Genomic DNA, 24,809 nt, shown 5'->3' on the forward strand with positions numbered 1-24,809 from the left:
AGGCAGGGCGTGCAGGTTCACCACGTTATGCCGCCTCCTCGTTATCCATGGACGCGGAGAGCGGCAACATCCAGCTGCTCACCTTCTCCAATGCCTGGAAACGCGTAAGGTCGGTGTGGATGGGCGTCACCGAGACGTATCCACGTGCGACGGCGTTGAAATCGGTGCCGGGGCCTTCGTCATCGATCTTGCCGGGCGGCCCGATCCACCACATGGCACGGCCGCGCGGATCCTCGCTGCGGATGGCGGGCGCCGAGCGGTGCCGCTTGCCCAGCCGCGTGACCTCGAATCCACGGATCTCTTCCCACGGCAAGTCGGGGACGTTCACGTTGAGGATCGTATCGGCAGGAAGCGGATCGATGACCAGCCGGCGGACCAGCATGAGCACCGCGCTGGCGGCCGATTCGAAATGATGCCCCGAGCCTTCCTTCGTGACCAGCGACACCGCAATGGCGGGCAAGCCAAGGAAACGCCCCTCCATGGCGGCGGACACCGTACCGGAGTAAATGACATCGTCGCCCAGGTTCGCGACGTTATTGATACCGGAGACGACGATGTCGGTCTCATGCTCCAGCAGACCCGACAGCGCAAGGTGCACGCAATCGGTCGGCGTGCCCGCTACGCGGTAACGGCCATCGTCAAGGCGGTGCACACGAATGGGTGCATCGAGGGTGAGCGAGTTACTCGCGCCGGAGCGGTCACGGTCAGGGGCGACCACTGTCACCGTACCGAACCCGGCAAGACGCTCGGCCAGCACCCGGATGCCCGGAGCCTCCACGCCGTCGTCGTTGCTAACCAGAACTTGCATGCTGATCCAGATCGAAAAACGGGGCTGGCGACCCTATATCAAACCTGGGCCGCGCGACTGCCCAAGTCTACCGGAGCGGGGCGCGGGATTCACCGGAACCGGCTAGGATGGAGTTCATGAAACGACGCAGTCCCTCGGTACACGACGACGATAGCCGCCTGTTCCGCGAGGCGATTGGCGACGTTCGGCCCGTGGTGGCGGCGGAAATCGCGCCCGAACGGCCACGCCCTGCCCCGGTCCCCTTCATGCGCGATGCGGATGAGGCGGCGGTTCCCGCCGATTCGATGCTGTTCGACTACGACCCCGCCGATCTCGAGGTGGGCGAAGAATTGTCGTATCTGCGCGACGGCTACCCGCCGAAGCTGTTGAAACAACTCAAGCGCGGCCAGTTCAGCATCCAGGCCGATGTGGACCTGCACCAGATGAACGCCGCGGCAGCTCAACTCACCATCACGGAGTTCCTGGCCGAATGCCACCGCGATGGCCTGCGCTGCGTGCGCATCATCCACGGCAAGGGCCTGCGCTCGAAGGCGGCCGGCCCGGTATTGAAAGGACTCACCGACAAATTGCTACGGCGGCGTGACGATGTGGTGGCTTTTGCCTCGGCGCGGCCGATGCAAGGTGGCACCGGCGCGGTGGTCGTGCTGCTCAAAGCCTGACGCAAACCCTTGTAGGAGCGCGCCCGCGCGCGATCCGGCGGTGCCGAGCGGCGTGGCGTCATTGCGTTGCAGGCTTATCGCGCGCAAGCGCGCTCCTACAGGGTGCGGCCGATTACGCGGTGGTGGCAATCTCGCGGATGACGGTCGTGGCATAGGCGCCCGCCGGTAGCGCGAAGCTCACTTCGAGTGCGCCATCGTCCAGCCAGCGCCAGGCGAAGTCAGCGGGCTTGAGACGCAGCGCGCGGCGCTCCTGGTCCATGCGCGCGCCGGCCAGGCCCTCGGCCAGGTCTGCATCGCGAGCCGCGACCGCCGTCTCCAGCGCGGCGACATCGGCACCTGCCGGCGTCTCCCCGCTACCCCAAAGGGGCCCGGTCGGGTGGATATCGAAGCGCGCGAGGCGCTCGGCAAGCGTGCCATTGAACGCTTCGGGGCCGAACCACGATCGCGAGCCATCGAGGCCCCAGATCTCGCCTTCCATCGCGGCATCCCAGGTACCGGCGGCAACCCGCGCCGCCAGCACGCCATTGAAGATGTGCGAGCGCGCGGCGGAGAGCAGGATGGAGCGTTTGTCGCGATCGACGCGGCGTCCCTTGAACATGCCACGCGCCTGCTCGACGTTGTTACCGCCCAGGCCAAAACGCTGTTCGCCAAAGTAATTGGGCACCCCACGTTCTGCGATGGCAGCAAGGCGCACTTCGGCTTCCGCACGATCACCTTCCACCTCACGCAACACCAGCACGAAGCGATTGCCACGCAATGCGCCGCGCTTGATCTTGCGCGAATGCCGGCCCAACGCCGTCAGGGTCACATCGGCATGCGGAAATGCACTCCAATCCGGATCGGCTTTGCCGGGCAGTTGCACCGTGAACACCTGGCGCGTCACCGCGTGCCGATCCTTCATGCCGGCGTAGCCCACGTTCATGGGCGAGGTGCCCGCGAACTTCGCCACTTCACGCGCCACCCAATCGGTATTGGCGCCGCGCTTTTCCACCAGCACGAACGCGTGTTCGCCCGCGCCATCCGGCGCGTAGCCAAGGATCTCTTCCACGAAGAAATCCTCTGGCTGGCTACGCAGGCGCGCGCGCAGCGGCGGCACGCCAAACGCGAAGGGTAGTTCGTTCTCGGTCATCGGGTAACGCCTTTACATCAGGAACAGGGTGGCCAGCCCAAGGAAGATGAAGAAGCCACCGCTGTCGGTCATGGCCGTGATCAGCACGCTGGAACCCAGCGCGGGATCGCGCCCCAGCTTGACCATCAACATAGGAATGCCCACGCCCATGAAGGCGGCAAGCAGCAGATTCAGGGTCATCGCGGCGGTCATGACCAGGCCCAGCGATGCGCTGTCGTACAGTAACCACGCGACGATACCGATCACGCCGCCCCAGACCAGGCCATTGATCAGCGCCACACCCAGTTCCTTGCGCCACAGGCGCGCGGCCTGGTTCACACCCACCTGCTCGAGCGCCATGGCGCGCACGATCATGGTGATGGTCTGGTTGCCGGAGTTGCCGCCGATACCGGCCACGATAGGCATGAGCGCAGCGAGCGCCACCAGCCGCTCGATCGAGTGCTCGAACAGGCCGATCACGCGTGACGCGATAAATGCGGTAACCAGGTTCGTCGCCAGCCACGCCCAACGATTGCGTACGGATTTCCATACGGAGGCGAAGATGTCTTCTTCTTCACGCAGGCCGCCGCGCGACAGTGCCTCGGCTTCCCCCTCCTCGCGGATGAAGTCGATCATGGCATCAACCGCGATACGGCCGATGAGGCGCATATGCGCATCGACGACGGGGGCGGTGACCAGGTCGTAGCGTTCGAACGCCTGGGCGACATCGTACGCGTCGTCTTCCGGCCCAAACGTGTTCACGTCCGGCGCCATGATTTCGCGCACCATCTTGTCCGGCGAATTGACCAGCAGCCAGTGCAGCGGAAGCACGCCGGTAAGCACGTGGTCGGCGTTGACGACGAACAGCTTGTCCGTCTGCGCTGGCAATTCCTCGAAGCGGCGCAGGTAACGCAGTACCACCTCGAGGCTGATGTCCTCGCGGATGGTGACCATGTCGAAATCCATCAACGCGCCGACCTGGTCGTCCTCGTAGGACATGGCCGCCTGCACGCGCTCGCGCTCCTGCGCATCGAGGCTGGCCATGAGTTCGGGCAGCACTTCGGTGGGCAGGTCATCGACCAGATCGGCCAGCTCATCCGCATCCAGCGGCTCGACGGCGGCGAGGATCTCGCTATCGTCCATGTCCGCGATGAGCGATTCGCGGACCGAATCGGAGACTTCGAGCAGGATCTCGCCATCGCGGTCGCTGCGTACGCGCTGCCATACGGCAAGACGCCCCTCGAGTGGCAGCGATTCCAGCACGTCGGCCAGGTCGGCCGGGTGCAACGCATCCAGGGTCGCCTGCAGCCCGGCATCGACGGCGGCCAGGGCTTCCGTATCGCCGGCCGGTGTCGCAGCCTCCAGGGCCACCAGCGCTTCACGCCGGCGCAGCAGATCATTGATCGCTTCGAGGCGATCCTGCAGGCGGGGCGTCGACGCGCGGGCGTCCAGTTCAGTCATGCGGGCTGTACCAGCACGCTCGCCAGCGCAGCGATACCTTCACGACGGCCGGTGAAGCCAAGGGTCTCCGTCGTCGTGGCTTTGATGCTGATGCGATCGATATCCACGCCGAGGTCCGCGGCGATGTTCACGCGCATGGCCTCCGCATGCGGGAGCACCGTCGGTGCCTCGCAGATCACCGTGACATCCGCGTTGCCGAGCACGTAACCCCGCGCCAGCAACAGCTCACGCACGGCGCGCACGAAGGTGCGGCTATCCGCGCCCTTCCACTGGTCATCTGACGGCGGAAAATGTTTGCCGATATCGCCCAGCGCCAGCGCGCCCAGCAAGGCATCGCACAAGGCGTGCAGCACGACATCGCCATCCGAATGGGCCAGCACGCCCTGCTTGTGCGGCACACGAACGCCGCCCAGCATCACGTGGTCACCCTCGCCAAAGGCGTGTACGTCGAATCCCTGTCCGATGCGAATCATTTCATCCTCCCGAGCAGGAACTCCGCCAAGGCAAAGTCCGCCGGTGTTGTGACCTTGATATTGTCTTCCGAGCCCTCGACCAGCAGCGGCTTACCGCCCGCCCGTTCGATAGCCATGGCCTCATCGCTCACGACGATACCGGCCCCGGCGGCAAGGCGGAGTGCACGCGCCAGTTCGGCACGGCGAAACATCTGCGGGGTGAAGGCACGCCAACGCCCATCGCGCGGCTCGGTCTCGGCACTATGGCCGGTGGCATCGGCACGCTTGAGCGTATCGCGCAACGGCGCGCCGAGCAGGCCGCCCTCACGCTGCCCTGCTTCCGTCACCAGGCGCGTAATGTCATCCGCCCGCACACAGGGTCGCGCGGCATCGTGCACCAGCACGAACGCATCGGGGCCCACCGAATCGGGCAACGCCTCGATCCCTGCCAACACGGAATAGCTGCGCTCGCTCCCACCCAGCGTGGTGAGCAACGGCTTGCCACGCACCTGGTCGATGCTGGCGAAATGGGTATCGTCGGCCGCGATAACGACCATCAGCCCGGCGATAAGCGGGTGCGCCGCCAGGCGTTCCAGCGTGTGGTCCAGCAATGGCCTACCGGCCACGTGCTGGTATTGCTTCGGCCGGTCGCCACCGGCCCGGACGCCCTTGCCGGCGGCCGGAATCACGCACCAGAGCGCATCCATTACTGATCGCCGGCGGTGACGGGCGGCGGGGTCGGCGGCGCGCTGGTTGCGGCCCCCGGCTCCACCACCTGGTAGAACGTCTCGCCCGGCTTGATCAGGCCCAGCTCCTGGCGCGCACGCGCCTCCGTGGCCTGCTCACCGTGCTTCAGGTCTTCCACGTCGGCGCCCAGCGCTTCATTACGCTTTTGCAACGCGGCATTGTCCTCGGTCTGCTTTTTGACCGATACACGCAATGACTCGACCTCGGCCATCCCCCCACCGCCGACCCACAGCTTCAGCTGCAGCGCGATGAGGATGACGACAAGGATCAGGCCGACCCAGCGCAGGAGTGCCGCGTTGCTCACGTAACCTCTTTAGCCCGGCAGCTTGGTGAGGTTCGGGAACGCGTTGCGGCCGGCGTAGACCGCCTTCGCGCCCAGGGCTTCTTCAATGCGCAGCAGCTGGTTGTACTTGGCCACGCGATCGGTGCGGCACAGTGAACCGGTCTTGATCTGGGTCGCCGTGGTCGCCACCGCAATATCCGAAATCGTGGTGTCTTCGGTTTCGCCCGAGCGGTGCGACACGATGGCTGCGTACTTTGCGCGGTCAGCCATGGCGATGGCTTCCAGCGTCTCGGACAGCGTGCCGATCTGGTTGACCTTGATCAGGATGGCGTTGGCAATCTTCTTGTCGATACCTTCCTGGAAGATCTTCGGGTTGGTGACGAACAGATCATCGCCCACGAGCTGGATCGCGCCGTCCACGACCTTGGTCAGGTGCGCCCAGCCGTCCCAGTCGCCTTCGGCCATGCCGTCTTCGATGGTGACGATCGGGTACTGCTTCGCCCACGAAGCCAGCGTATCCACCCACTGTTCCGGGGTGAAGACCTTGCCCTCGCCTTCCAGGTCGTACTTGCCGTTCTTGAAGAACTCCGAGCTGGCCACGTCCAGGCCGAGCAGGATATCGCTGCCGACCTTGAAACCGGCCTTGCTCACGGCCTCCAGGATCGTATCGAGCGCTTCGACGTTCGACTTAAGGTTCGGCGCAAAGCCGCCCTCGTCGCCCACCGACGTGTTCAGGCCGCGCCCCTTCAACACCGACTTCAGCGCGTGGAAGATCTCCGCGCCATAACGCAGGGCTTCAGCGAAGCTCGGCGCGCCCACCGGCAGCACCATGAATTCCTGCACATCGACGTTGTTATCGGCGTGCGCGCCGCCGTTGATGATGTTCATCATCGGCACCGGCAGCGTACCGCCGCCCGGCACCATCAGGTACTGCCACAAGGCCTGCTTCTTCGAAGCGGCCACCGCGTGCGCGGCCGCCATGGAGACACCGAGCAGCGCATTGGCACCCAACTTGCCCTTGTTGTCGGTGCCATCGAGCGCGATCAGCTTGGCATCGAGGCCCTTCTGGTCGGCGGCGTCATAGCCGGCGAGCGCCTTGGCGATATCGGTGTTGACGTTGGCGACCGCCTTGGTCACGCCCTTACCGCCGTAGCGCGACTTGTCGCCGTCGCGCAGCTCGACCGCTTCGCGGGTGCCGGTGGAGGCACCGCTGGGCACAGCCGCGCGGCCGAAGGAGCCATCGGCCAGCGTAACTTCGGCTTCGAGGGTGGGATTGCCGCGCGAATCGAGGATTTCGCGGGCGTGGATTTTGGTGATGGAGGTGGTCATGCGCTTCCCGTTACGAGTTGGAATGACGGAGCACGGTACCGAGCGCCATCATGGCGCCGGTACCAAGCAGGATGAAAACATTGAGCCCAAGGCCTATCGCGGCAAACGTGCGCCGGCGATCCTGGCGGCGCAGGGCCACCAGGGCGAGCACGGTGCCGACCAGCGCCATGAGCAGGAAGAAGATAAGAACGAGGCCGATCAGGCCAAACAGCGGCATGTGCTCGGAGGTATCGCCCGCCGAAATGAGCAGCGCCGAAAACGCGATACCACCCAGCACGGCCAGGCCGGAAACCAGTGCGATGATGAAAGACGCGATGCCGAGACCCGACTGCGGCAACCTGGCCGCACGCTGGGCGTAGTCGCCCGCGCTGTGGATCCCGCTGTCTTCGACCATCGGCGCCCGTCTCCTGGGGAGGCCCCTGGCCTCCGTGGTGTGTGTGCCCGGCGCTCAAGCGCGCCGGGCAATGCCCATCATAGCGTCAAGCGGCCGATTCTTCGGAGCGGGTCGCCAGCTTTTCCCCATCGCGCACGGCCTTGTACTCGCGCGCGGCCCGAACAAAGCCGATGAACAGCGGGTGCCCTTCGCGCGGCGTGGAGGTGAACTCCGGGTGCGCCTGGCAGCCCAGGTACCACGGGTGCACGTTGCGCGGCAGTTCCACCACTTCCACCAGCAGGTCATCCATGGACTTGCCCGAGATGACCAGGCCAAGGTCTTCGAACGACTGGCGGTAGCGGTTGTTGAACTCGTAGCGGTGGCGGTGACGCTCGCGCACCACGTCCTCGCCGTACAGCTCACGGGCCAGCGTGCCCGCTTTCAGGCGGCATTCCTGCGCGCCCAGGCGCATGGTGCCGCCCAGGTCGGAGCGCTCACTGCGCTGCTCGGTTTCACCGGCCGCGGTAGTCCACTCGGTGATCAGGGCAATGACCGGATCCGGCGTGTTGCGATCGTTTTCGCTGGAATCGGCCTGCTTGAGGCCTGCCGTGTTACGGGCGAACTCGACGACGGCCGCATGCATGCCGTAGCAGATGCCGAAGTACGGGATACCGGCTTCACGGGCAAACTGCGCCGCGAGGATCTTGCCCTCGAAGCCGCGCTTGCCGAACCCGCCGGGCACCAGGATGGCGTCGGCGCCACCGAGCACGGTGCGCGCGCCGCGCGCTTCCACGTCCTCCGAATCGATCCACTCCAGCTTGACCCGGGTGGACTGCTTGATGCCGCCATGGCGAAGGGCTTCGCCCAGCGACTTGTAGGCATCCTTGTGCTCAACGTACTTGCCGACGATGGCGACGGTGACTTCATCGCGCGGGTGTTCCACCGCTTCCACCGTACGCACCCAGCTCGAAAGATCGGCCGGACCGGCATCGAGGCCGAGGCGCTTGATGACCAGGTCATCCAGCCCCTGCTCGTGCAGCCACATCGGCAGCTTATAGATCACATCGACGTCGATCATGCTGATGACGGCGTTCTTCGGCACGTTGGTGAACAGCGCGATCTTGTGGCGCTCGGCGTCCGGCAGCGCTTCTTCGGCACGGCACAGCAGCACATCGGCCTGGATACCGATCGAACGCAGCTCCTTCACCGAATGCTGGGTCGGCTTGGTTTTGATTTCACCGGCTGCCTTGATGTACGGCACCAGCGTAAGGTGCACGAACATGCACTTCTCGGCGCCGTGCTCAATGCGCAGCTGACGAATCGCCTCGAGGAACGGCAGCGATTCGATATCGCCCACGGTGCCGCCCACTTCGACCAGCGCTACGTCGAAACCACGGGTCGCTTCGTGGATCGAGTGCTTGATCTCATCGGTGATGTGCGGGATGACCTGCACGGTGGCGCCAAGGTAATCGCCGCGGCGCTCCTTGCGGATCACCGATTCGTAGATCTTGCCGGCCGTGATGGAATTCTTGCCCGTGAGACGGGTACGCACGAAGCGCTCATAGTGGCCCAGGTCCAGGTCGGTCTCGGCGCCGTCATCGGTGACGTACACCTCGCCGTGCTGGAAGGGACTCATGGTGCCCGGATCCACGTTGATATACGGATCGAGCTTCATCATGGTCACGGAGAGACCACGCGCCTCGAGGATGGAGGCAAGCGACGCCGCTGCGATGCCTTTCCCAAGGGAAGACACCACACCGCCGGTGACGAAAATCAGGGGAGTCATGCGAGCAGCCAGTGCTGGAAATTTGTATTTTACCCGAGTGCCGGGCCGCTCGCGAGGGGTTCGCTGAACGCTTAACATGGGGGCATGAGCACATCCCCCGTTTCCGCCCGCCTTGAAGCCCTGCGTGCCGCCATGGCCCGCGCAGGTGTCGCCGCCGTCGTCGTACCCAGCGCCGATCCCCACCTTTCCGAATATCTGCCGCCCCGCTGGCAGGCCCGGGAGTGGTTTTCGGGCTTCACAGGCTCCGCTGGCACCCTGGTGGTAACCGCGAAAGGTGGTGGCCTGTGGACGGATTCACGCTATTTCTCCCAGGCCGAGACCGAACTGGCTGGCAGCGGGCTGCCGCTGATGAAGCTTAACGTGGCGCACACCCCGGAGCACGTTGCCTGGCTGGCTGGCCAGCTGGGCAATGGCGATACGGTCGCCGTCGCGGGCGATAGCGTCTCCGTGGCGGGCGCCGAAGGCCTGGCCCAGCGCCTTGCCGACACCGGTGCCTCGTTGCGCACCGATCTGGACCTGCCGGGTGCCGCCTGGGCGGATCGGCCGACCCGCCCCACGGCCCCGGTTTTCGCCCACGAGGCGCCCTACGCCCCGGTCAGCCGGGCCGACAAACTGCAGCATGTGCGCACCGCCATGCGTCGGGCCGGTGCGACGCACCACCTGCTCTCCAGCCTCGACGACATCGCCTGGCTTACCAACCTGCGCGGTGCCGATGTGGACTACAACCCCGTGTTCCTCGCCCACCTGCTGGTTGAGGACAACCGCGCCACCCTGTTCATCGATGCGCCCAAGCTGCCGCCCGCGGTGAAGGCCGCGCTGGCCGCGGATGGCATCAGCCTGGCCGATTACGGCACGGCGGCCGCCGCCATGGCGGCCCTGCCCGATGACGCCACCTTGTTATTCGATCCTTCGAAGGTTGTGGTCGCCATCCTCGATGGCCTGCCCGCCAGCGTGAAGCAGGTACGTGGCGCCGCCCCCTCGACCGCCGCCAAGGCGCGGAAGACCCCCGAGGAACTGGAGCACATTCGCGAAGCCATGCGCCGCGATGGCGCCGCCCTCGCGCGCGCCTTCCGCCGGATCGAAACCGGCCTCGCGGCCGGCGAGCCGCTGACCGAACTGGATGTGGATACGATCGTCCGCGAGGCCCGTGCCGCCCAGGACGGGTTCGTCGGCGAGAGTTTCTCAACCATCGCCGGCTACCAGGCCAACGGAGCACTGCCCCACTACCGCGCCACCGAAGCAGGCTTCAGCCCGCTGGCCGCCAAGGGCCTCCTGCTGGTCGATTCCGGTGGACAGTACCTCGGCGGCACCACGGATATCACCCGCGTGCTAGCCCTGGGGGCGGTGACCGACGAGCAGAAACGCGATTCCACACTGGTACTCAAAGGCATGATCGCCCTTTCCCGGGCCCGTTTCCCCAAGGGTGCCAGCGGTCCGCAGCTCGATGCGCTGGCCCGGGCGCCCCTGTGGGCCGCCGGCATGGATTTTGGCCACGGCACGGGCCACGGCGTGGGCTACTTCCTCAATGTGCACGAAGGCCCCCACGGCATTCGGCCGCCGGTGGCCGGTGGCGCGCTGGTCCCGCTGGAGACCGGCATGATCACCTCGATCGAGCCCGGCCTGTACAAGCCCGGCCGCTACGGCATCCGCCATGAGAACCTGGCCGTGGTGACCCAGGCCGACCAGACCGAATTTGGCGAGTTTTACGCGTTTGAGACGCTGACCCTGTGCCCGTTTGATCGGCGCGGGCTGGAACCGCGCCTGCTAGAGCCGTCCGAGCGCGCCTGGCTGGACGATTATCACGCCACCGTGCGCGCGGCCCTGTCGCCGCTGCTGGACGGTGAAGACCGCGCGTGGCTGGAGTGGCATTGCGCCCCGTTGTGAGGACCTGCGTCACCGCATCGTCCAATCTCGGCGCGTGATACGTGGACGTGGCAGGCTTGACCGGCTTGCCTGCCTCACCCATCCTGCCCGGCTTACGAGAAACCGACCCGCCTGATGAATACCCGCTACAACGCCTCAGACATCGAAGTCCTCAGCGGCCTTGACCCGGTCAAGCGCCGCCCCGGCATGTACACCGACACATCGCGCCCAAACCACCTGGCGCAGGAAGTCATCGATAACTCCGTCGACGAGGCGCTGGCTGGCCACGCGAAGACCATCGACGTCACCGTATTCAATGACGGCTCGGTGGAAGTGACCGACGATGGCCGCGGCATGCCCGTGGATATCCACCCCGAAGAGAAGGTGCCGGGTATCGAGCTGATCCTCACGCGCCTGCATGCGGGCGGCAAGTTCTCGAACAAGAACTACGCGTTCTCCGGCGGCCTGCACGGCGTGGGCGTTTCGGTGGTGAATGCGCTCTCCACCCGGGTGGATGTCACCATCCGCCGCGAGGGCCAGGAATTCCGCATGAGCTTCGCAAACGGCGATCGCGCCAGCGAGCTCGAAGTCATCGGCACCGTCCCGAAGAAGAAGACCGGCACCACGCTGCGCTTCTGGCCGGACCCGAAGTACTTCGATTCGCCGCGCATCCTCGTTTCCAAGCTCAAGCACCTGCTGCGCGCCAAGGCCGTGCTTTGCGCGGGCCTGACGGTCCGCCTGCATGACGAAGCCGCCGGTGAAACCACCGAGTGGTACTTCGAGGATGGCCTGCAGGATTACCTGAAGGCCGAGCTCAATGGTGCCGAGGCGCTGCCGGCCGACCTGTTTGTAAAGCATTTCGCACGCGAGACAGACACGGTGGACGTGGCCCTGTGCTGGTTGCCGGAAGGCGAGCTGGTGCAGGAAAGCTACGTCAACCTTATCCCCACCGCCCAGGGCGGCACCCACGTGAATGGCCTGCGTTCGGGCCTCACCAACGCCATCCGCGAGTTCTGCGACCTGCGCAACCTGCTGCCGCGCGGCGTAAAGCTGGCCCCGGAAGATGTCTGGGAGCGCCTGGCCTTCGTGTTGAGCATCAAGCTGCAGGACGCGCAGTTCGCCGGCCAGACCAAAGAACGCCTTTCTTCGCGCAACGCTGCGGGCGTGGTCGAAGGCGTGGTGCATGATGCCTTCAGCCTGTGGCTCAACCAGCACGTGGACCTGGGCGAAAAGATCGCCCAGCTCGCCATCGAGCGCGCCAGCGCGCGACTGAAGGCGGCCAAGCAGGTCGTACGCAAGAAGATCACCTCGGGCCCCGCCCTGCCCGGCAAGCTGGCCGATTGCGCCTCCACTGACCTCACCCGCACCGAAATCTTCCTGGTCGAGGGTGATTCGGCCGGCGGTTCGGCGAAGCAGGCACGCGATAAGGATTTCCAGGCGATCATGCCGCTACGCGGCAAGATCCTGAACACCTGGGAAGTCGAATCCACTGCGGTGCTCGCCTCGCAGGAAGTCCACGATCTGGCGGTTGCCATCGGCTGTGACCCCGGCAAGGATGACCTCTCCGGCCTGCGCTACGGCAAGGTGGTGATCCTGGCCGATGCGGACTCCGACGGCCTGCATATCGCGACCCTGCTATCGGCGTTGTTCCTTCGCCATTTCCCGTCCCTGGTGCGCGAAGGCCACGTGTTCGTGGCCATGCCGCCGCTGTTCCGCGTGGACGTGGGCAAGCAGGTGTTCTACTGCCTGGATGAGGAAGAGAAGCGCCTGATGCTGGAAAAGGTCGAGCGCGAAAAGATGAAGGGCGCCGTCTCGGTCACCCGCTTCAAGGGCCTGGGCGAAATGAACCCGGCCCAGCTGCGCGAATCTACCGTGCATCCGGACACGCGCCGCCTGGTGCAACTCACGGTGGATACCGATGACGGCACCACGAAGCTGATGGACATGCTGCTGGCGAAGAAGCGCGCCAGCGATCGCAAACAGTGGCTCGAGGACAAAGGCGACCTGGCCACCCTCGAAGTCTGATCCACAAAAAAGCCCGGCAATGCCGGGCTTTTTTGTGCGCATGCAACGGCAGTCTTTTACCGGCGTTCGCGGATCGCCTCGATCAGCCCGCGCGTTGCGGCGTCGAACTGCGCGATATCACCGGCATCCTTGTCGTTCGCCAGCGACGGGTAGATCTGCTTGGCGATGACCTTGCCCAGCTCTACGCCCCACTGATCGAATGCGTTGATACCCCACAGGTGGCCGAGCATGAACACCTTGTGCTCGTACAGCGCAATGAGCGCGCCCAGCGAATGCGGGGTGAGCGAATCGAGCATGAACACAGTGCTCGGGCGGTTGCCCTTGAACGTACGCTGCGCGGCAAGCGCACGGCGCTCTTCTTCGGTACCGGTCTTCGCTTCGGCAAGCGCTTCTTCGAAGGTCTTGCCCAGCGACAACGCAGCGGCCTGCGCCAGCAGGTTCGAGGTCAGCACATCCTGGTTCTCGCGCAGCGGGTGCGCCGGCTTTACCAGGCCAATGAATTCCAGCGGGACGATGTCGGTGCCCTGGTGCAGCGCCTGGAAATAAGCGTGCTGCGCGTTGGTGCCGATGCTGCCCCACACCACGGGAACGGTCGAGCCGGCGACTTCCTTGCCGGTGGTCGGGTGCACGTGCTTGCCCAGCGACTCCATCTCGAGCTGCTGCAGGTACGACGGCAGGTCGGCCAGGTAATCCACGTACGGAATCACCGCACGGCTGGTGGTGCCAAGGATGTTGCGGTTCCACAGCTCGGCAGCAGCCAGCAGCACCGGCAGGTTGTCCTTCCACTCGGTGGTGCGGAAATGGTCGTCCGCCTCGGCCGCACCCGCCAGCAGGTCGCGGAAACCGTTCATGCCAATCGCGAAGGCGATGGACGCGCCCACGGCAGACCACAGCGAGAAACGGCCGCCGACGTAATCCCACATGGGCAGCACCTGTGCGGCACCCCACTTGTTCACAGCATCGACGTTCGAGCTCACAGCAATGAAATGCTTCGCCGTCTTTGCCGTGTCGCCCTTGTTGAACTTGAGGATCCAGTCACGGAACACACCGCCGTTGAGCAGCGTCTCCTGGGTGTTGAAGCTCTTCGAGACCAGGATCACCAGCGTGTGCGCGGGATCCAGTGAGTTCATCAGATCGTAGGCGGCCTGGCCATCCACGTTGGTCAGGAAGTGGCTCTTGATGCCATCGACATGGAAGCGCTCGAGCGCATGCACCGCCAGGCGCGGACCGAGATCCGAACCGCCGATGCCGATGTTGACCACATCGGTGACGCGGCCGATCAGGCCGACCGATTCGCCCTCGCCTTTATGCACGGCGTTGACGAGCTTTTCCATCTGGTCCAGCGCATCGGACACTTCCTTGCGCACATCGGCCGGTGCGGCCGGGTGACGCGAGGCGCCGCCACGCAGTGCGGTGTGCAGCACGGCGCGGTCTTCGGAGGTGTTGATGTGCTTGCCTTCAAACATCGCATCGCGCGCGGCCTGCCAGCCGGTGCTTTCGATGTACTGGCCGACGGCATCGAGCGCCGCCGTATCGAGCTTCTGGCGGGTGATATCGAGCAGGATGGGACCCATGCGCTTGCGGAAGCGATCGCCACGGGAGGCATCGTTGACGAGCGTGCGGAGGGAGGTGCCGGCAAGGCGGCTCTTGTGCTCATCGAACGACGGCACGGGGACGTGGTTTGAATCCATGGCTTCCACTTGGCTGCGACGGAGGGAAGCGTCGATATTACCGCACTGCAGCGTAAGTGGATTGTATGGAGGAACTGTAGGAGCGCGCCTGCGCGCGAAAAGCCAACAGGGCGGCGATGCCACCATGTCAGGAACCCCTGCCGTCAGGCACCCAGACGGCAGCTGTCCGGGCCTTACGGTACCCGGGGATCGCGCGCAAGCACGCTCCTACAGAGAAGCCCTTTTACGCAGCCTGCTTCGGAATCGAATGGTTGGTGTGCGTAATGCGGTTATTGGCATCCACGTACACCAGGTCGGGCTGGTACTTGGCCAGCTCGGCCTCGGACAGGCCGACAAAGGCGGCGATGATGACGAGGTCGCCCGTCGACACGCGACGTGCGGCGCTGCCGTTCACGGAGATAATGCCCGAGCCCTCTTCCGCACGCAGTGCGTACGTGACGAAGCGTTCGCCGTTGTTGATGTTCCAGGCATGGATCTGCTCGTACTCGCGGATACCCGCGGCATCCAGCAGGTTGCCATCAATGGCGATGGAACCTTCGTAGTTCAGCTCGGCGTGAGTCACCGTGGCACGGTGGATCTTGCACTTGAGCATGTTGAGGTGCATGGCGGTCTCTGGGGTCTGGCGGTTACAAAAACGCCCATTCTAACGGAGGCAAACCCGTACCGTCGTGAATGGGCTTCCTCGGTGTCGAGGCGCTTTATGGGGGAGCCGGGTCGGAAACGCAAGTGCCCGTTCGTGAAGGGATTCAGTCGAACGGCAGGTTATCGATCAGGCGGGTGGCACCCAGTCGGGCGGCGACCAGGGCCACCAGGCCCTCACGCTCGTCAGCCGCAGGCTCGGCCAGGTCATCGGCCCGGCGGATCGCGACGTAATCGGGGACGAAGCCGGCGCGCTCCAGGCGGGCACGGGCGGCCGTTTCCAGCGCCTGCCAGTTGTGCCCCTGGCGGAACAGTTCGCGCATCTGGGTCAGTGTGGCGTAGATCTGGGGGGCGCGCTGGCGCTCGGCTGGGGTGAGGTACTGGTTGCGCGAACTCTTGGCCAGGCCATCCTCATCACGCAGGGTGGGACCGGACATGATCTTCACCGGCAGCGACAGGTCGCGGACCATCCGTTCGATGACCTTCAACTGCTGGAAATCCTTCTGGCCGAATACGGCGAAATCCGGCTGGACCAGGTGGAACAGCTTGGACACCACGGTGGCCACGCCGTCGAAATGGCCCGGGCGGTGAGCACCCTCCAGGGTCTCGGTCACGCCGGGCACGTGAATGCTGACGCTACCGGCCGCACCGAACGGGTACATCGTGGCCACTTCCGGGGCGAACAGCACATCGCAGCCGGCCTCGGCCAGGCCGACCTGGTCCTGGGCCAGGGTGCGGGGGTACCGCTCGAAATCTTCGCCCGGGCCAAACTGGGTGGGGTTCACGAACACGGAGGCAACCACCCTGTCCGCGCGGGCGCGCGCCAGCTTCAGCAGGGAATGGTGGCCCTCGTGGAGGTTGCCCATGGTGGGCACGAAGCCCACGGTCTGGCCGGAGTTGCGCCAGCCGCGAATGGTGGCGCGGAGGGCGGCGGCGTCGGTAACGGTCTGCATGGCGGGCTCTTTAGCTGAAGCTATGTTCTGGGCCGGGAAATGCCCCTGCCCTTACGTCATCCGCGTACGCGCGGATCGCTGACGGAATGGAATCACGTCCCGCGAGGAAATCCTTGGAGAACTTCGGCCGCTTGCCGGGGGTGAGGCCGAGCATGTCGTAAACGACCAGCACCTGGCCGTCGCAGTCGACACCCGCGCCGATACCGATCACCGGGATCGCGAGCGCCTTCGTGATGCGCTCCGCCAGTGCGGAGGGCACGCATTCGAGAACCAACAGGTCGGCACCCGCCGCTTCAACAGCCTTCGCATCGGCGAAGAGCTTGTCGGCCGCGTCTTCGGTCTTGCCCTGCACCTTGTAACCACCGAACTTGTTCACCGACTGCGGGGTGAGGCCCAGGTGGCTGCACACGGGGATATCGCGCTCGGCGAGCGCCGAGATCACCTCGCAGATGCGGCCGGCACCTTCGATCTTGACCATGGCCGCGCCACCCTGGGCGACGAGCCGGGTGGCGGCATCCATCGCGGCGGGCACATCGCGATCGCTCATGAACGGCAGATCGGCCACCAGCAGCGTGGCGGAGAGCCCGCGCGCTACGGCGGCGGTGTGGTAGACCATCTCATCGACCGTGACCGGTAGCGTGCTCGACCTGCCCTGCACCACCATGCCAAGGGAATCGCCGACCAGGGCGACATCGACCCCGGCGGATTCCAGTTGCGCGGCGAAACTCGCATCGTAGGCGGTGAGCATCACGATCTTCCGGCCGTCGGCTTTCATCGCCTTCAGGCCCGGCACGGTCACCGGCTTACGCGCCGGCGCACTCGTTTTTTCGACGTACACGCTCTTGTCGCCTCGTTGGGTGAAACAGGAATTGTCCGCCTGATTGGCCCGGGGCTCAAGGAACCCCGATCAGGCGAGAGGGATACATTCAGCCGCGTTCACGCGGGCCAGCAGGTCGGTGACCCGGCCCTGGCCCGGAAGAACCGCCTCTGGCGCGATATCGGCAAGGGGCAGGAGCACAAACGCGCGTTCGGCGATCCGCGGGTGCGGCACCGCCAGTCGCTCGTCGTCGATCACCTCATCGCCGTAGGCCAGCAGGTCCAGGTCCAGGGTGCGCGGCCCCCAGCGCTCGCCATCGCGCACGCGCCCGAAGGCACGCTCGGTGGCAAGCAGCGTATCGAGCAGGCCGTGGGCACCCAACGCCGTCTCCACGGCGATGGCCGCGTTGATGAAATCCGGCTGGTCCACATGTCCCCAGGGCGGGGTACGGTAGAACCGCGACCGCGCCACCACGCGGATACCAGATGTGGCATCCAGCGCGTCGATCGCGGCATCGAGCCGCGACCGGACATCACCCAGGTTACCCCCCAGGCCGATCAGGGCAACAACGCTCACGCCCCGCCCGCGTCGCCCTTGCCACCGCGCGTGGGCTTGCGCCGCCGCCGGCGCTTGCGGGCCGGTGCCGTGGCAGCGACGGTGCTGCCATCGTTCGTCGGTACGCCACCGCCGCCCAGGGCCGCAGCCAGCATCTCGGGCGGCAACTGCTGGGCGTGCGCCCACCATTCACCCAACTCGCGCATGCGCGGCGATTCATGGGCACGCAGTAGCAGGAAATCGAACGCCGCGCGGAAACGCGGGTGCGACATCAGGCGGAACACCCGCTTGCGATGGATCTGCTCAAAGCGCGGCTGCAGCGACCAGATCTCTTCCATGGTGAAGGTGAAACGGCGCGGGATCGCGACGCGCTGGCATTGCTCGCCCACCACATGTACCGCGGCGCGCTGCCACGCCTCGTTCATCTCGAAGCCTTGCGCCATCCAGCCGTGGGCCTGGTCGCGCACCTCACCCCAAAGCAGTACCGCGTAGAGGAACGCCGGCGTCACCGACTTGCCTTCGGCAATGCGTGCATCGGTGTTGGCCAGGCCCTGCTCCACCAGTGCGCGCAGCGCGTTGTCGCCACGCTCCAGGGCACGGGCGGTGGCCGGGAACAGGAACTCAAGCAAGCCGCACGCCTCGAGCATCTTGAAGCTCTTCAGGCCGTGGCCGGCGAGGAACAGTTTCAACGATTCATCGAACAGCCGGGCCGGCGAGGCTTCGGTCAGCAGGTGACCAAGCTTCTTGAACGGAGCGGACGCGGAAGGGGCGATGGTGAAGCCCAGCTTGGCTGCCAGGCGTGCCGCGCGCAGCATGCGTACCGGGTCCTCCCGGTAGCGCTGCTCGGGGTCGCCGATGAGCCGCATGGTGCGATCTTCCAGGTCCTGCATGCCGCCCACGTAGTCGCGGACGCTGAAGTCGGCGATATCGTAGTAAAGGGCATTGACCCGGAAGTCGCGGCGTACCGCATCTTCTTCGATCGTGCCCCAGATGTTGTCGCGGACGATGCGGCCATCGACGATGTGCCGGTCACCCTCGCCCTCGGCCCCCTCCTCGCCGGTGCCACGGAAGGTGGCGACCTCGATGATCTCGGGACCGAACACGACGTGGGCCAGGCGGAAGCGGCGGCCGATCAGCCGGCAGTTGCGGAACAACCCCTTCACCTCTTCCGGCGTGGCGTTGGTCGCCACATCGAAATCCTTGGGGTGGCCACCCAGCAGCAGGTCGCGCACGGCGCCACCCACCAGGTACGCGGCGAACCCGGCGTCATGCAGTCGGTAAAGCACGCGTAGCGCGGCTTTGCTGATGTTCTTGCGGGAAATGGAGTGCTGTTCGCGCGGGATGATTCGCATACCGTGCGGAACCTCGCCCCTTGATTCGGAATTCAAGCGGTTGGTGTCCTGGCGGGCGCGCTGGCGCCCGGGCAAGTGGCTGCCCCCACCGGCGGCCGGTGTCGGGATGAACGGGCCAAATGTAACGAATTCGACCCAATCCGACGAGCGGCTGCGAAGACGTTGCCAGGCGGCGGAATTCGGATATACTAGCGCGCTTCGTACGTCTCGTACGACCCGCTCCCTTCGTCTAGTGGTCTAGGACACGGCCCTCTCAAGGCTGGAACACGAGTTCGAACCTCGTAGGGAGCGCCACTTTCCTCTTCGGCGCCGAACCGTTCGCATGACCTTTGTCGTTACCGACAACTGCATCAAGTGCAAATACACGGACTGCGTCGAGGTTTGCCCCGTGGATGCCTTCCACGAAGGCCCGAACTTCCTGGTCATTAATCCGGACGAGTGCATCGACTGCACGCTCTGCGAGCCGGAATGCCCCATCAACGCGATCTACCCCGAGGACGATGTCCCCGCAGGGCAGGAGCAGTTCGTGGCACTGAACGCCGATCTGTCGAAGGATTGGCCGGTGATCACCGAGCGCAAGGATGGCATGCCGGACGCGAAGGACTGGGAAAACAAGCCCAACAAGATCGAGCTGCTTCTGAAGTAAGCGGTTAGCAGAAAAGGCCCCGAGGGGCCTTTTTTATTGCCGCGTTCTCTGTAGGAGCGCGCAAGCGCGCGATGGGACTTGCTGCGAGCCCCCATCGTGCGCAAGCGCGCTCCTACACCAGCCATGCCTTTGGCCCACAAAAAAACCGCCCGGACGGGCGGCTTTTTTGTGGGCCAAAGGCGGGGCTTACTTAACGCCCAGGCGCGCCTTCAGCGAATCGATCACGCGGCGGACGCCGCCAGCATCGCCCTGTGCGCGCACTTCCGAGCCGGCGCCGCTGGCGTTGACCGTGAGCACGACCGGGTGCTTGTTGCCACCCTGCTGGGTCGCCTGCGGGCCGCCCTCGATAGCGGCATCGGGGTTCTTGTCGCCGCCGCCGAACATGCGCTTGAAGAAGCCACGCTTCTGCTCCGGAGCACCCGAGGTCGCAGCGATCTGGAAGGTGTGTGTATCGTCATCGTGGGCCGTGACGCTGCCGACATCGCCAACCGCCAGCACCTCGCCGATGCGCTTGTAGGCGGCATCAGGGGCATCGGCCAGGATGAAGCCATCCGAGACCGGAGCGGCAGCAGGGGCGCCCGCGGTCGCAGCGCTACCCGAGGTGGAGCCAGCATCCGGAATCACCAGCGCCGCGCTCGTCGACGGGGTATCCATGCCCGGCGGAATTTCCAGCGGTGCTTCCTGCTTGGCCTTTTCCCACTGCTTGGTGGAGCGGAACGCGCCGCAGCCGGAAACGACCAGGACGGAAAGGAGCAGTGCCGGGACGACCAGCGCGTACGAGGTTTTCTTCATGAACAAGGGTTCCGTTGGAAGCCGTTTTAATGGGGTTGCGTCAGGCGGCAGTCGCCAATGGTGCCAGAGCCGCGAGCGTTTCGCGCACTTTCGCCAGCGCCGGGCCGGGTTCCAGCTCGACCAGGGGCAGGCGGGGTGCTGCCAAACCCAGCCCCAGCAGGGCCAGGCCGGCCTTGACGGGGATGGGGTTCGGCGCACAGTTCAGTGCGTCGATCAGGGGTGCCAGACGGGCCGTGGCACTGGCCGTACGCCCTGCGTCACCCGAGCGGGCGGCGTCGCAGAATTCACGGAAAGGCCCCGGAACGAGATTGGCTACCACCGAAATGGTGCCCGCGGCGCCGGCGAGCATGGCCTGGTGGGCCGTGCCGTCGTCGCCGCTGAGGTAGACGAAATCTTCGCGAATAAGTTCCGCGATGGCCCGAATGCGCTCCGGCTCACCCCGGGCTTCCTTGATCCCGATGATGCCTGGGTGGTCCCTGAGGACGGCCACGGTCTCAGGCCCGATATCGCAGCCGGTGCGGGGTGGCACGTTGTAGAGGATGACCGGCAGGCCGCCTTCATCGGCCACGGCAAGGAAATGCCGGCGCATGCCCTCCTGGGTGGGCCGCACGTAAAACGGCGCCACGACCAGCGCGGCATCGGCGCCCAGCGCCTTGGCCCGGCGCGTGGTGGCAATGGTCCTGGCCGTGCCGGCTTCACCGGTGCCGGCAATGACCGGAATGCGTTTATTGATGTGTTTCACCGCGAACGCGAGCAGGCGCTCGAATTCATCATGCTCAAGGAAGTGCGATTCGCCCGTTGAACCCGCGACCACCACGGCCTGGGTACCGCCGGCCAACTGCTGGTCGAGCAGGCGGCCGAACGCGTCGAGATCGAGGGAACCGTCGGCGGCAAACGGGGTTGCCAACGCGGTGATGCTTCCGGAGATATCCAAGGTGAAACCCATTGAGGAACCAGCCCTTCGCATGTTACCGGGGCGTTTCCGGGGAGTCCATTCGCCCCGATCCAACGGCCCGCGTTCGCAGTGTCTTGCTAGTGTCCAATGGCCCCCGTTAAGCTCGGGCCAACAGCGACGCCCCGCGCCCCGCGGGCCGCGCCATGGGTAGTGAAGGCCTTGAACCGTTCTGTAGCACGCAGCGCCGCCGCCGATAACCAGTTGCTTATCTCGACATTGTCGCCGGCGCACCGCGCGCCGATCCTCGCCCTCGCCAAGCGCATCGCCGATTCCGGGTGCAACCTGGCCGATGCCCGGGTCTCCACCATCGGCAACGATACCTCGGTGATGCTGCTGGCCTCGGGCTCATGGGATGCCGTGGCCAAGCTGGAAACGGCCGTGGGCAAGCTGGCGCGCGACGAGGAACTGCAGATCGTCCATTACCGCACGACGCCGCGCGAGCCGACAGCACACCTGCTGCCGTACCTCGTGGAAGTGATCGCGGCCGATCGTCCGGGCATCCTGGTCAAGATCATCGAATTCTTTTCGCGCCGCGACATCAGCGTGGAACAGCTGTCGTCCATGCGCTACCAGGCCATGCAGACCGGCGCAGAGATGTTCCAGGCGCAGATCACGATCGGCATTCCTTCCGAAACGCATATCGCCGCGTTGCGCGATGATTTCCTCGAACTGTGCGATGGCCTCAACCTCGATGCCATCATGGACCCGGTAAAGTTCTGACCCCAGGGAATAAAACACAGCGCATGATCGGCAAGGGCAAGAAGGTTCCGAAACTCAAGGGCACGCTCGGCGATGGTTCCACGCTGGCGCTGTCATCCCTCTCCGGCCAATGGGTGGTGGTGTTCTTCTACCCCAAGGACAACACGCCGGGCTGCACGAACGAAGCGAAGGATTTCCGTGACCGGTACGCTGAGTTCCAGTCACGGGGCGCTGAAGTCATTGGCGTATCGCGCGACTCGGTCCGTTCGCACGCGAACTACGCGGCAAAGCACGAGCTCCCCTTCCCCCTCGTTTCCGATGCCGATGAAGCCTGGTGCCAGGCCTTCGACGTCATCCACGAGAAGGTGCTGTACGGCAAAAAGTACATGGGTGTCGTACGCAGCACGTTTCTCATCGACCCGGATGGCAAGCTGTTCGCGGAGTGGCGTGGGGTGAAAATCCCCGGCCATGCGCAAGCCGTCCTTGAGTGTGTTCCCACCGCGTGACGGACACCGCGCCACGCGGCTCCTTCCCCCGGCCACGGCCGCGTAGCCGGGTTTTGCAACCTCCGCATGAGGTCACTTCCGCATGACCGGAAGCAAGCGCATCTACGCCCTCGACACCAACGTGCTGCTGCACGATCCGACCTCGCTGTTCCGCTTCGAGGAACACGATGTCTTCATACCGATGACGGTGCTGGAGGAACTGGACGACAAGAAGAAAGGCGGCTCTGAAGTTTCACGCAACGCACGCCAGGTCAGCCGCTTCCTCAACGAGCTGATCGAACTGGGCGGGGTCGACGGGCTGAAGCACGGCCTGGAGCTGACCAACCCCGCCGGCATCAAACTGAAACGCGGCGCGGTGGGCCGCCTGTACTTCCAGCAACGCGCCAGCCACGGCAACGGCAAGGCCGATAACCAGATCCTGTCGTCGGTGATCGACCTGCGCGACCAGTACCCGGATCGACCGGTCATCCTGGTCACCAAAGACATCAACCTGCGCATCAAGGGCTCGATCTACGGCATCACCGCCGAGGATTACGAGAACGACCGCGCGCTGGATGATTTCGCGCTGCTGTTCACGGGCTCCGATGAACTGCCGGAAGATTTCTGGAACCGGCACCCCGAGGTGCGTTCGTGGAACGAGCGTGGCCGTACGTTCTATGAGATGGATGTGCGCGAGGATGAGCACTGGTACCCGAACGAGTGCCTGTACATGCCCGGCGAAAACGACGTGGAGCTGCGCGTCCTCGAGCTGACGGGCCCCGAAGACGCCCGCCGCGCGAAGCTGGTGCTGCTCGACGATCACACCCACACGGCACATGGCGTGTGGGGTATCGCCGCGCGGAACCGCGAGCAGAACTTCGCCATGAACCTGCTGATGGATCCTGACGTGGATTTCGTCACACTGCTCGGCACGGCGGGTACGGGCAAGACCCTGCTCGCGCTCGCCGCCGGTTTGGCCCAGGTCATGGACCAGCAGCGCTACCGCGAGATCATCATGACCCGCGCTACCGTGTCGGTCGGCGAAGACATCGGCTTCCTCCCCGGCACGGAAGAGGAAAAGATGACCCCGTGGATGGGGGCCCTCACCGATAACCTGGAGGTGCTCGCCAACCCCGAGGAAGGCGGGTCCTGGGGCCGCCAGGCCACCAACGATCTGCTCGCTTCGCGGGTGAAGATCCGTTCGCTGAACTTCATGCGTGGCCGCACGTTCCTCAGCCGTTACCTCATCATCGACGAGGCGCAGAACCTGACGCCCAAGCAGATGAAGACGCTGATCACGCGCGCGGGCCCCGGCACCAAGATCGTGTGCCTGGGCAACGTGGAGCAGATCGATACGCCGTACCTCACCGAAACCACCTCAGGTCTTACCTATGCGGTGGACCGCTTCAAGATGTGGGCCCACTCCGGCCACATCACGCTGAAGCGTGGTGAACGTTCGCGCCTGGCCGATTTCGCCTCCGAAGCGTTGTGACGAAGGCGAAACCCAACACCCTCACCATCGCCGGATCCGATTCCGGCGGTGGTGCGGGGATCCAGGCCGATCTGAAGACCTTCCACTCGCTGGGTACGCACGGGCTGACCGCGATCACCGCCGTCACCTCGCAAAACACGCGCGGCGTCTCGGCCGTACACACGTTGCCGCTGGCCCACGTACGTAGCCAGATCGAAACCGTGTTCGCCGATTTCCCGGTCGCCGGGGTGAAAACGGGCATGCTCGGGTCCGCCGCGATCACGCGGCTGGTGGCGAAAGAAATGGCGGAGCGCCAACCACCCTGGCTCGTGGTTGACCCGGTCATGATCGCGACGAGTGGCGCCCGCCTGCTCGATGAAAACGCGCTCGAAGCGCTGGTGACCCGGCTCATCCCACTGGCCGATATCCTCACACCCAACCTGCCCGAGGCAGAGGCCTTGCTGGGGCGGCAAATCGGCAAGGCCTTCGACGAAGCCGGGGCCGATTTGCTCGCCCTCGGCTGTGGCAGCGTCCTGCTCAAGGGCGGCCATGTGAAGGGCAGCCAGATCGTGGATCGCTACTACGATGCGACCGGCGCGCTCGCGTTCGAACACCCCCGCCTGCCCTTCGAAGGCCACGGCAGCGGCTGCACCCTGGCCTCAGCCGTGACGGCCCAACTGGCACGAGGCAAAGCGCCGCAGGCGGCTGCCCGCGCGGCCATTACCTGGCTGGACAAGGCTTTCCGCGGGGCCTGGCGCCCGGGCAGCGGTGCCGTGCACGTGCTGGCGCACTGACGCCGGAGTATCCTATGCGTGTTGATGCAGGGCCCGCAGGGCCTCATGTATCGCCCGTCCTTTTGA

At 65.2% G+C, this 24,809-nt stretch carries 25 protein-coding genes and 1 tRNA gene; 9 read left to right on the forward strand and 17 right to left on the reverse strand.

All coding sequences use genetic code 11. The annotated features are described in order from the left end of the window. Positions 1-25 precede the first annotated feature (25 nt). The gene (gene surE / locus ABIE56_RS07245) at positions 26-808 is read right to left on the reverse strand and encodes a 5'/3'-nucleotidase SurE (RefSeq protein ID WP_429243139.1); all 783 of its coding nucleotides are present in this window, start codon (positions 806-808) and stop codon (positions 26-28) included. 116 nt (positions 809-924) lie between these two features. Here surE and ABIE56_RS07250 point away from each other — a divergent pair, with 116 nt between their 5' ends. Then, positions 925-1,467, forward strand: a complete 543-nt coding sequence (locus tag ABIE56_RS07250; protein WP_429243140.1) for a Smr/MutS family protein — start codon at positions 925-927, stop codon at positions 1,465-1,467. Positions 1,468-1,579: 112 nt separating this feature from the next. Here ABIE56_RS07250 and truD read toward each other — a convergent pair whose 3' ends face one another. The 8 genes from truD to ABIE56_RS07290 all read right to left on the reverse strand — a co-directional run bounded on the left by truD (position 1,580) and on the right by ABIE56_RS07290 (position 9,006). After that, positions 1,580-2,596: a tRNA pseudouridine(13) synthase TruD gene (truD, locus tag ABIE56_RS07255; RefSeq protein ID WP_429243141.1), complete on the reverse strand. Its 1,017-nt coding sequence runs from the start codon at positions 2,594-2,596 to the stop codon at positions 1,580-1,582. 12 nt (positions 2,597-2,608) lie between these two features. Next, positions 2,609-4,036 carry a magnesium transporter gene (gene mgtE, locus ABIE56_RS07260; protein ID WP_429243142.1) on the reverse strand — a complete coding sequence of 476 codons (1,428 nt, stop codon included), beginning with the start codon at positions 4,034-4,036 and terminating at the stop codon, positions 2,609-2,611. Next, a complete protein-coding gene (gene ispF, locus ABIE56_RS07265; RefSeq protein WP_429243143.1) occupies positions 4,033-4,509 on the reverse strand; it encodes a 2-C-methyl-D-erythritol 2,4-cyclodiphosphate synthase in 477 nt (158 codons plus the stop codon). Before ispF ends, mgtE begins: the two co-directional genes overlap by 4 nt. After that, entirely contained in the window at positions 4,506-5,195 is a 690-nt protein-coding gene (gene ispD, locus ABIE56_RS07270; RefSeq protein WP_429243144.1) for a 2-C-methyl-D-erythritol 4-phosphate cytidylyltransferase, read from the reverse strand. The genes ispF and ispD overlap by 4 nt, the downstream gene beginning before the upstream one ends. Further along, on the reverse strand, positions 5,195-5,539 hold the full coding sequence (gene ftsB, locus ABIE56_RS07275; protein WP_429243145.1) for a cell division protein FtsB: 345 nt from the start codon (positions 5,537-5,539) through the stop codon (positions 5,195-5,197). The genes ispD and ftsB overlap by 1 nt, the downstream gene beginning before the upstream one ends. A gap of 9 nt (positions 5,540-5,548) precedes the next feature. After that, complete coding sequence (gene eno / locus ABIE56_RS07280) at positions 5,549-6,847, reverse strand: phosphopyruvate hydratase (protein WP_429243146.1); 1,299 nt, start codon at positions 6,845-6,847, stop codon at positions 5,549-5,551. A 10-nt stretch (positions 6,848-6,857) separates the two neighbouring features. Further along, positions 6,858-7,241: a hypothetical protein gene (locus tag ABIE56_RS07285; RefSeq protein ID WP_429243147.1), complete on the reverse strand. Its 384-nt coding sequence runs from the start codon at positions 7,239-7,241 to the stop codon at positions 6,858-6,860. An 85-nt stretch (positions 7,242-7,326) separates the two neighbouring features. Next, on the reverse strand, positions 7,327-9,006 hold the full coding sequence (locus ABIE56_RS07290) for a CTP synthase (protein WP_429243148.1): 1,680 nt from the start codon (positions 9,004-9,006) through the stop codon (positions 7,327-7,329). An 84-nt stretch (positions 9,007-9,090) separates the two neighbouring features. On the opposite strand from ABIE56_RS07290, the gene ABIE56_RS07295 reads away from it, so the two are divergent. Together ABIE56_RS07295 and parE are read left to right on the forward strand one after the other, a co-directional pair. After that, entirely contained in the window at positions 9,091-10,890 is a 1,800-nt protein-coding gene (locus tag ABIE56_RS07295) for a M24 family metallopeptidase (protein ID WP_429243149.1), read from the forward strand. A gap of 114 nt (positions 10,891-11,004) precedes the next feature. Then, entirely contained in the window at positions 11,005-12,894 is a 1,890-nt protein-coding gene (parE, locus tag ABIE56_RS07300) for a DNA topoisomerase IV subunit B (protein ID WP_429243150.1), read from the forward strand. A gap of 56 nt (positions 12,895-12,950) precedes the next feature. On the opposite strand, the gene pgi is transcribed toward parE, so the two are convergent. The 6 genes from pgi to pcnB all read right to left on the reverse strand — a co-directional run bounded on the left by pgi (position 12,951) and on the right by pcnB (position 18,901). After that, positions 12,951-14,585, reverse strand: a complete 1,635-nt coding sequence (gene pgi / locus ABIE56_RS07305; RefSeq protein ID WP_429243151.1) for a glucose-6-phosphate isomerase — start codon at positions 14,583-14,585, stop codon at positions 12,951-12,953. 223 nt (positions 14,586-14,808) lie between these two features. After that, a complete protein-coding gene (gene panD, locus ABIE56_RS07310) occupies positions 14,809-15,189 on the reverse strand; it encodes an aspartate 1-decarboxylase (protein ID WP_429243152.1) in 381 nt (126 codons plus the stop codon). Positions 15,190-15,331: 142 nt separating this feature from the next. Beyond that, positions 15,332-16,177 (reverse strand): pantoate--beta-alanine ligase, encoded by an 846-nt coding sequence (gene panC / locus ABIE56_RS07315; RefSeq protein ID WP_429243153.1) that lies wholly within the window; start codon positions 16,175-16,177, stop codon positions 15,332-15,334. Between the two features lie 10 nt (positions 16,178-16,187). Then, on the reverse strand, positions 16,188-17,015 hold the full coding sequence (gene panB, locus ABIE56_RS07320; RefSeq protein ID WP_429243154.1) for a 3-methyl-2-oxobutanoate hydroxymethyltransferase: 828 nt from the start codon (positions 17,013-17,015) through the stop codon (positions 16,188-16,190). 69 nt (positions 17,016-17,084) lie between these two features. Continuing rightward, complete coding sequence (gene folK, locus ABIE56_RS07325; RefSeq protein WP_429243155.1) at positions 17,085-17,570, reverse strand: 2-amino-4-hydroxy-6-hydroxymethyldihydropteridine diphosphokinase; 486 nt, start codon at positions 17,568-17,570, stop codon at positions 17,085-17,087. Further along, positions 17,567-18,901: a polynucleotide adenylyltransferase PcnB gene (pcnB, locus tag ABIE56_RS07330; RefSeq protein ID WP_429243156.1), complete on the reverse strand. Its 1,335-nt coding sequence runs from the start codon at positions 18,899-18,901 to the stop codon at positions 17,567-17,569. The genes folK and pcnB overlap by 4 nt, the downstream gene beginning before the upstream one ends. A gap of 218 nt (positions 18,902-19,119) precedes the next feature. Here pcnB and ABIE56_RS07335 point away from each other — a divergent pair. After that, positions 19,120-19,195 (forward strand) — tRNA-Glu (locus ABIE56_RS07335). A gap of 28 nt (positions 19,196-19,223) precedes the next feature. After that, positions 19,224-19,547, forward strand: coding sequence for a ferredoxin FdxA (gene fdxA, locus ABIE56_RS07340; RefSeq protein WP_429243157.1), 324 nt, complete (start codon positions 19,224-19,226; stop codon positions 19,545-19,547). Positions 19,548-19,733: 186 nt separating this feature from the next. On the opposite strand, the gene ABIE56_RS07345 is transcribed toward fdxA, so the two are convergent. Both ABIE56_RS07345 and dapA read right to left on the reverse strand, forming a co-directional pair. Then, positions 19,734-20,339 (reverse strand): hypothetical protein, encoded by a 606-nt coding sequence (locus tag ABIE56_RS07345; RefSeq protein ID WP_429243158.1) that lies wholly within the window; start codon positions 20,337-20,339, stop codon positions 19,734-19,736. A 40-nt stretch (positions 20,340-20,379) separates the two neighbouring features. Further along, on the reverse strand, positions 20,380-21,273 hold the full coding sequence (gene dapA, locus ABIE56_RS07350; protein WP_429243190.1) for a 4-hydroxy-tetrahydrodipicolinate synthase: 894 nt from the start codon (positions 21,271-21,273) through the stop codon (positions 20,380-20,382). A gap of 108 nt (positions 21,274-21,381) precedes the next feature. On the opposite strand from dapA, the gene ABIE56_RS07355 reads away from it, so the two are divergent. The 4 genes from ABIE56_RS07355 to thiD all read left to right on the forward strand — a co-directional run bounded on the left by ABIE56_RS07355 (position 21,382) and on the right by thiD (position 24,743). Beyond that, positions 21,382-22,014, forward strand: coding sequence for a glycine cleavage system protein R (locus ABIE56_RS07355; protein WP_425492769.1), 633 nt, complete (start codon positions 21,382-21,384; stop codon positions 22,012-22,014). A 23-nt stretch (positions 22,015-22,037) separates the two neighbouring features. Next, positions 22,038-22,499, forward strand: a complete 462-nt coding sequence (locus tag ABIE56_RS07360) for a peroxiredoxin (protein ID WP_429243159.1) — start codon at positions 22,038-22,040, stop codon at positions 22,497-22,499. An 82-nt stretch (positions 22,500-22,581) separates the two neighbouring features. Continuing rightward, entirely contained in the window at positions 22,582-23,970 is a 1,389-nt protein-coding gene (locus tag ABIE56_RS07365; protein ID WP_429243160.1) for a PhoH family protein, read from the forward strand. Then, positions 23,967-24,743: a bifunctional hydroxymethylpyrimidine kinase/phosphomethylpyrimidine kinase gene (thiD, locus tag ABIE56_RS07370; RefSeq protein WP_429243161.1), complete on the forward strand. Its 777-nt coding sequence runs from the start codon at positions 23,967-23,969 to the stop codon at positions 24,741-24,743. Before ABIE56_RS07365 ends, thiD begins: the two co-directional genes overlap by 4 nt. The last annotated feature ends 66 nt before the right edge of the window (positions 24,744-24,809 follow it).

This window comes from Luteibacter sp. 621 (assembly GCF_050435445.1).
Taxonomy (GTDB): Bacteria; Pseudomonadota; Gammaproteobacteria; order Xanthomonadales; family Rhodanobacteraceae; genus Luteibacter.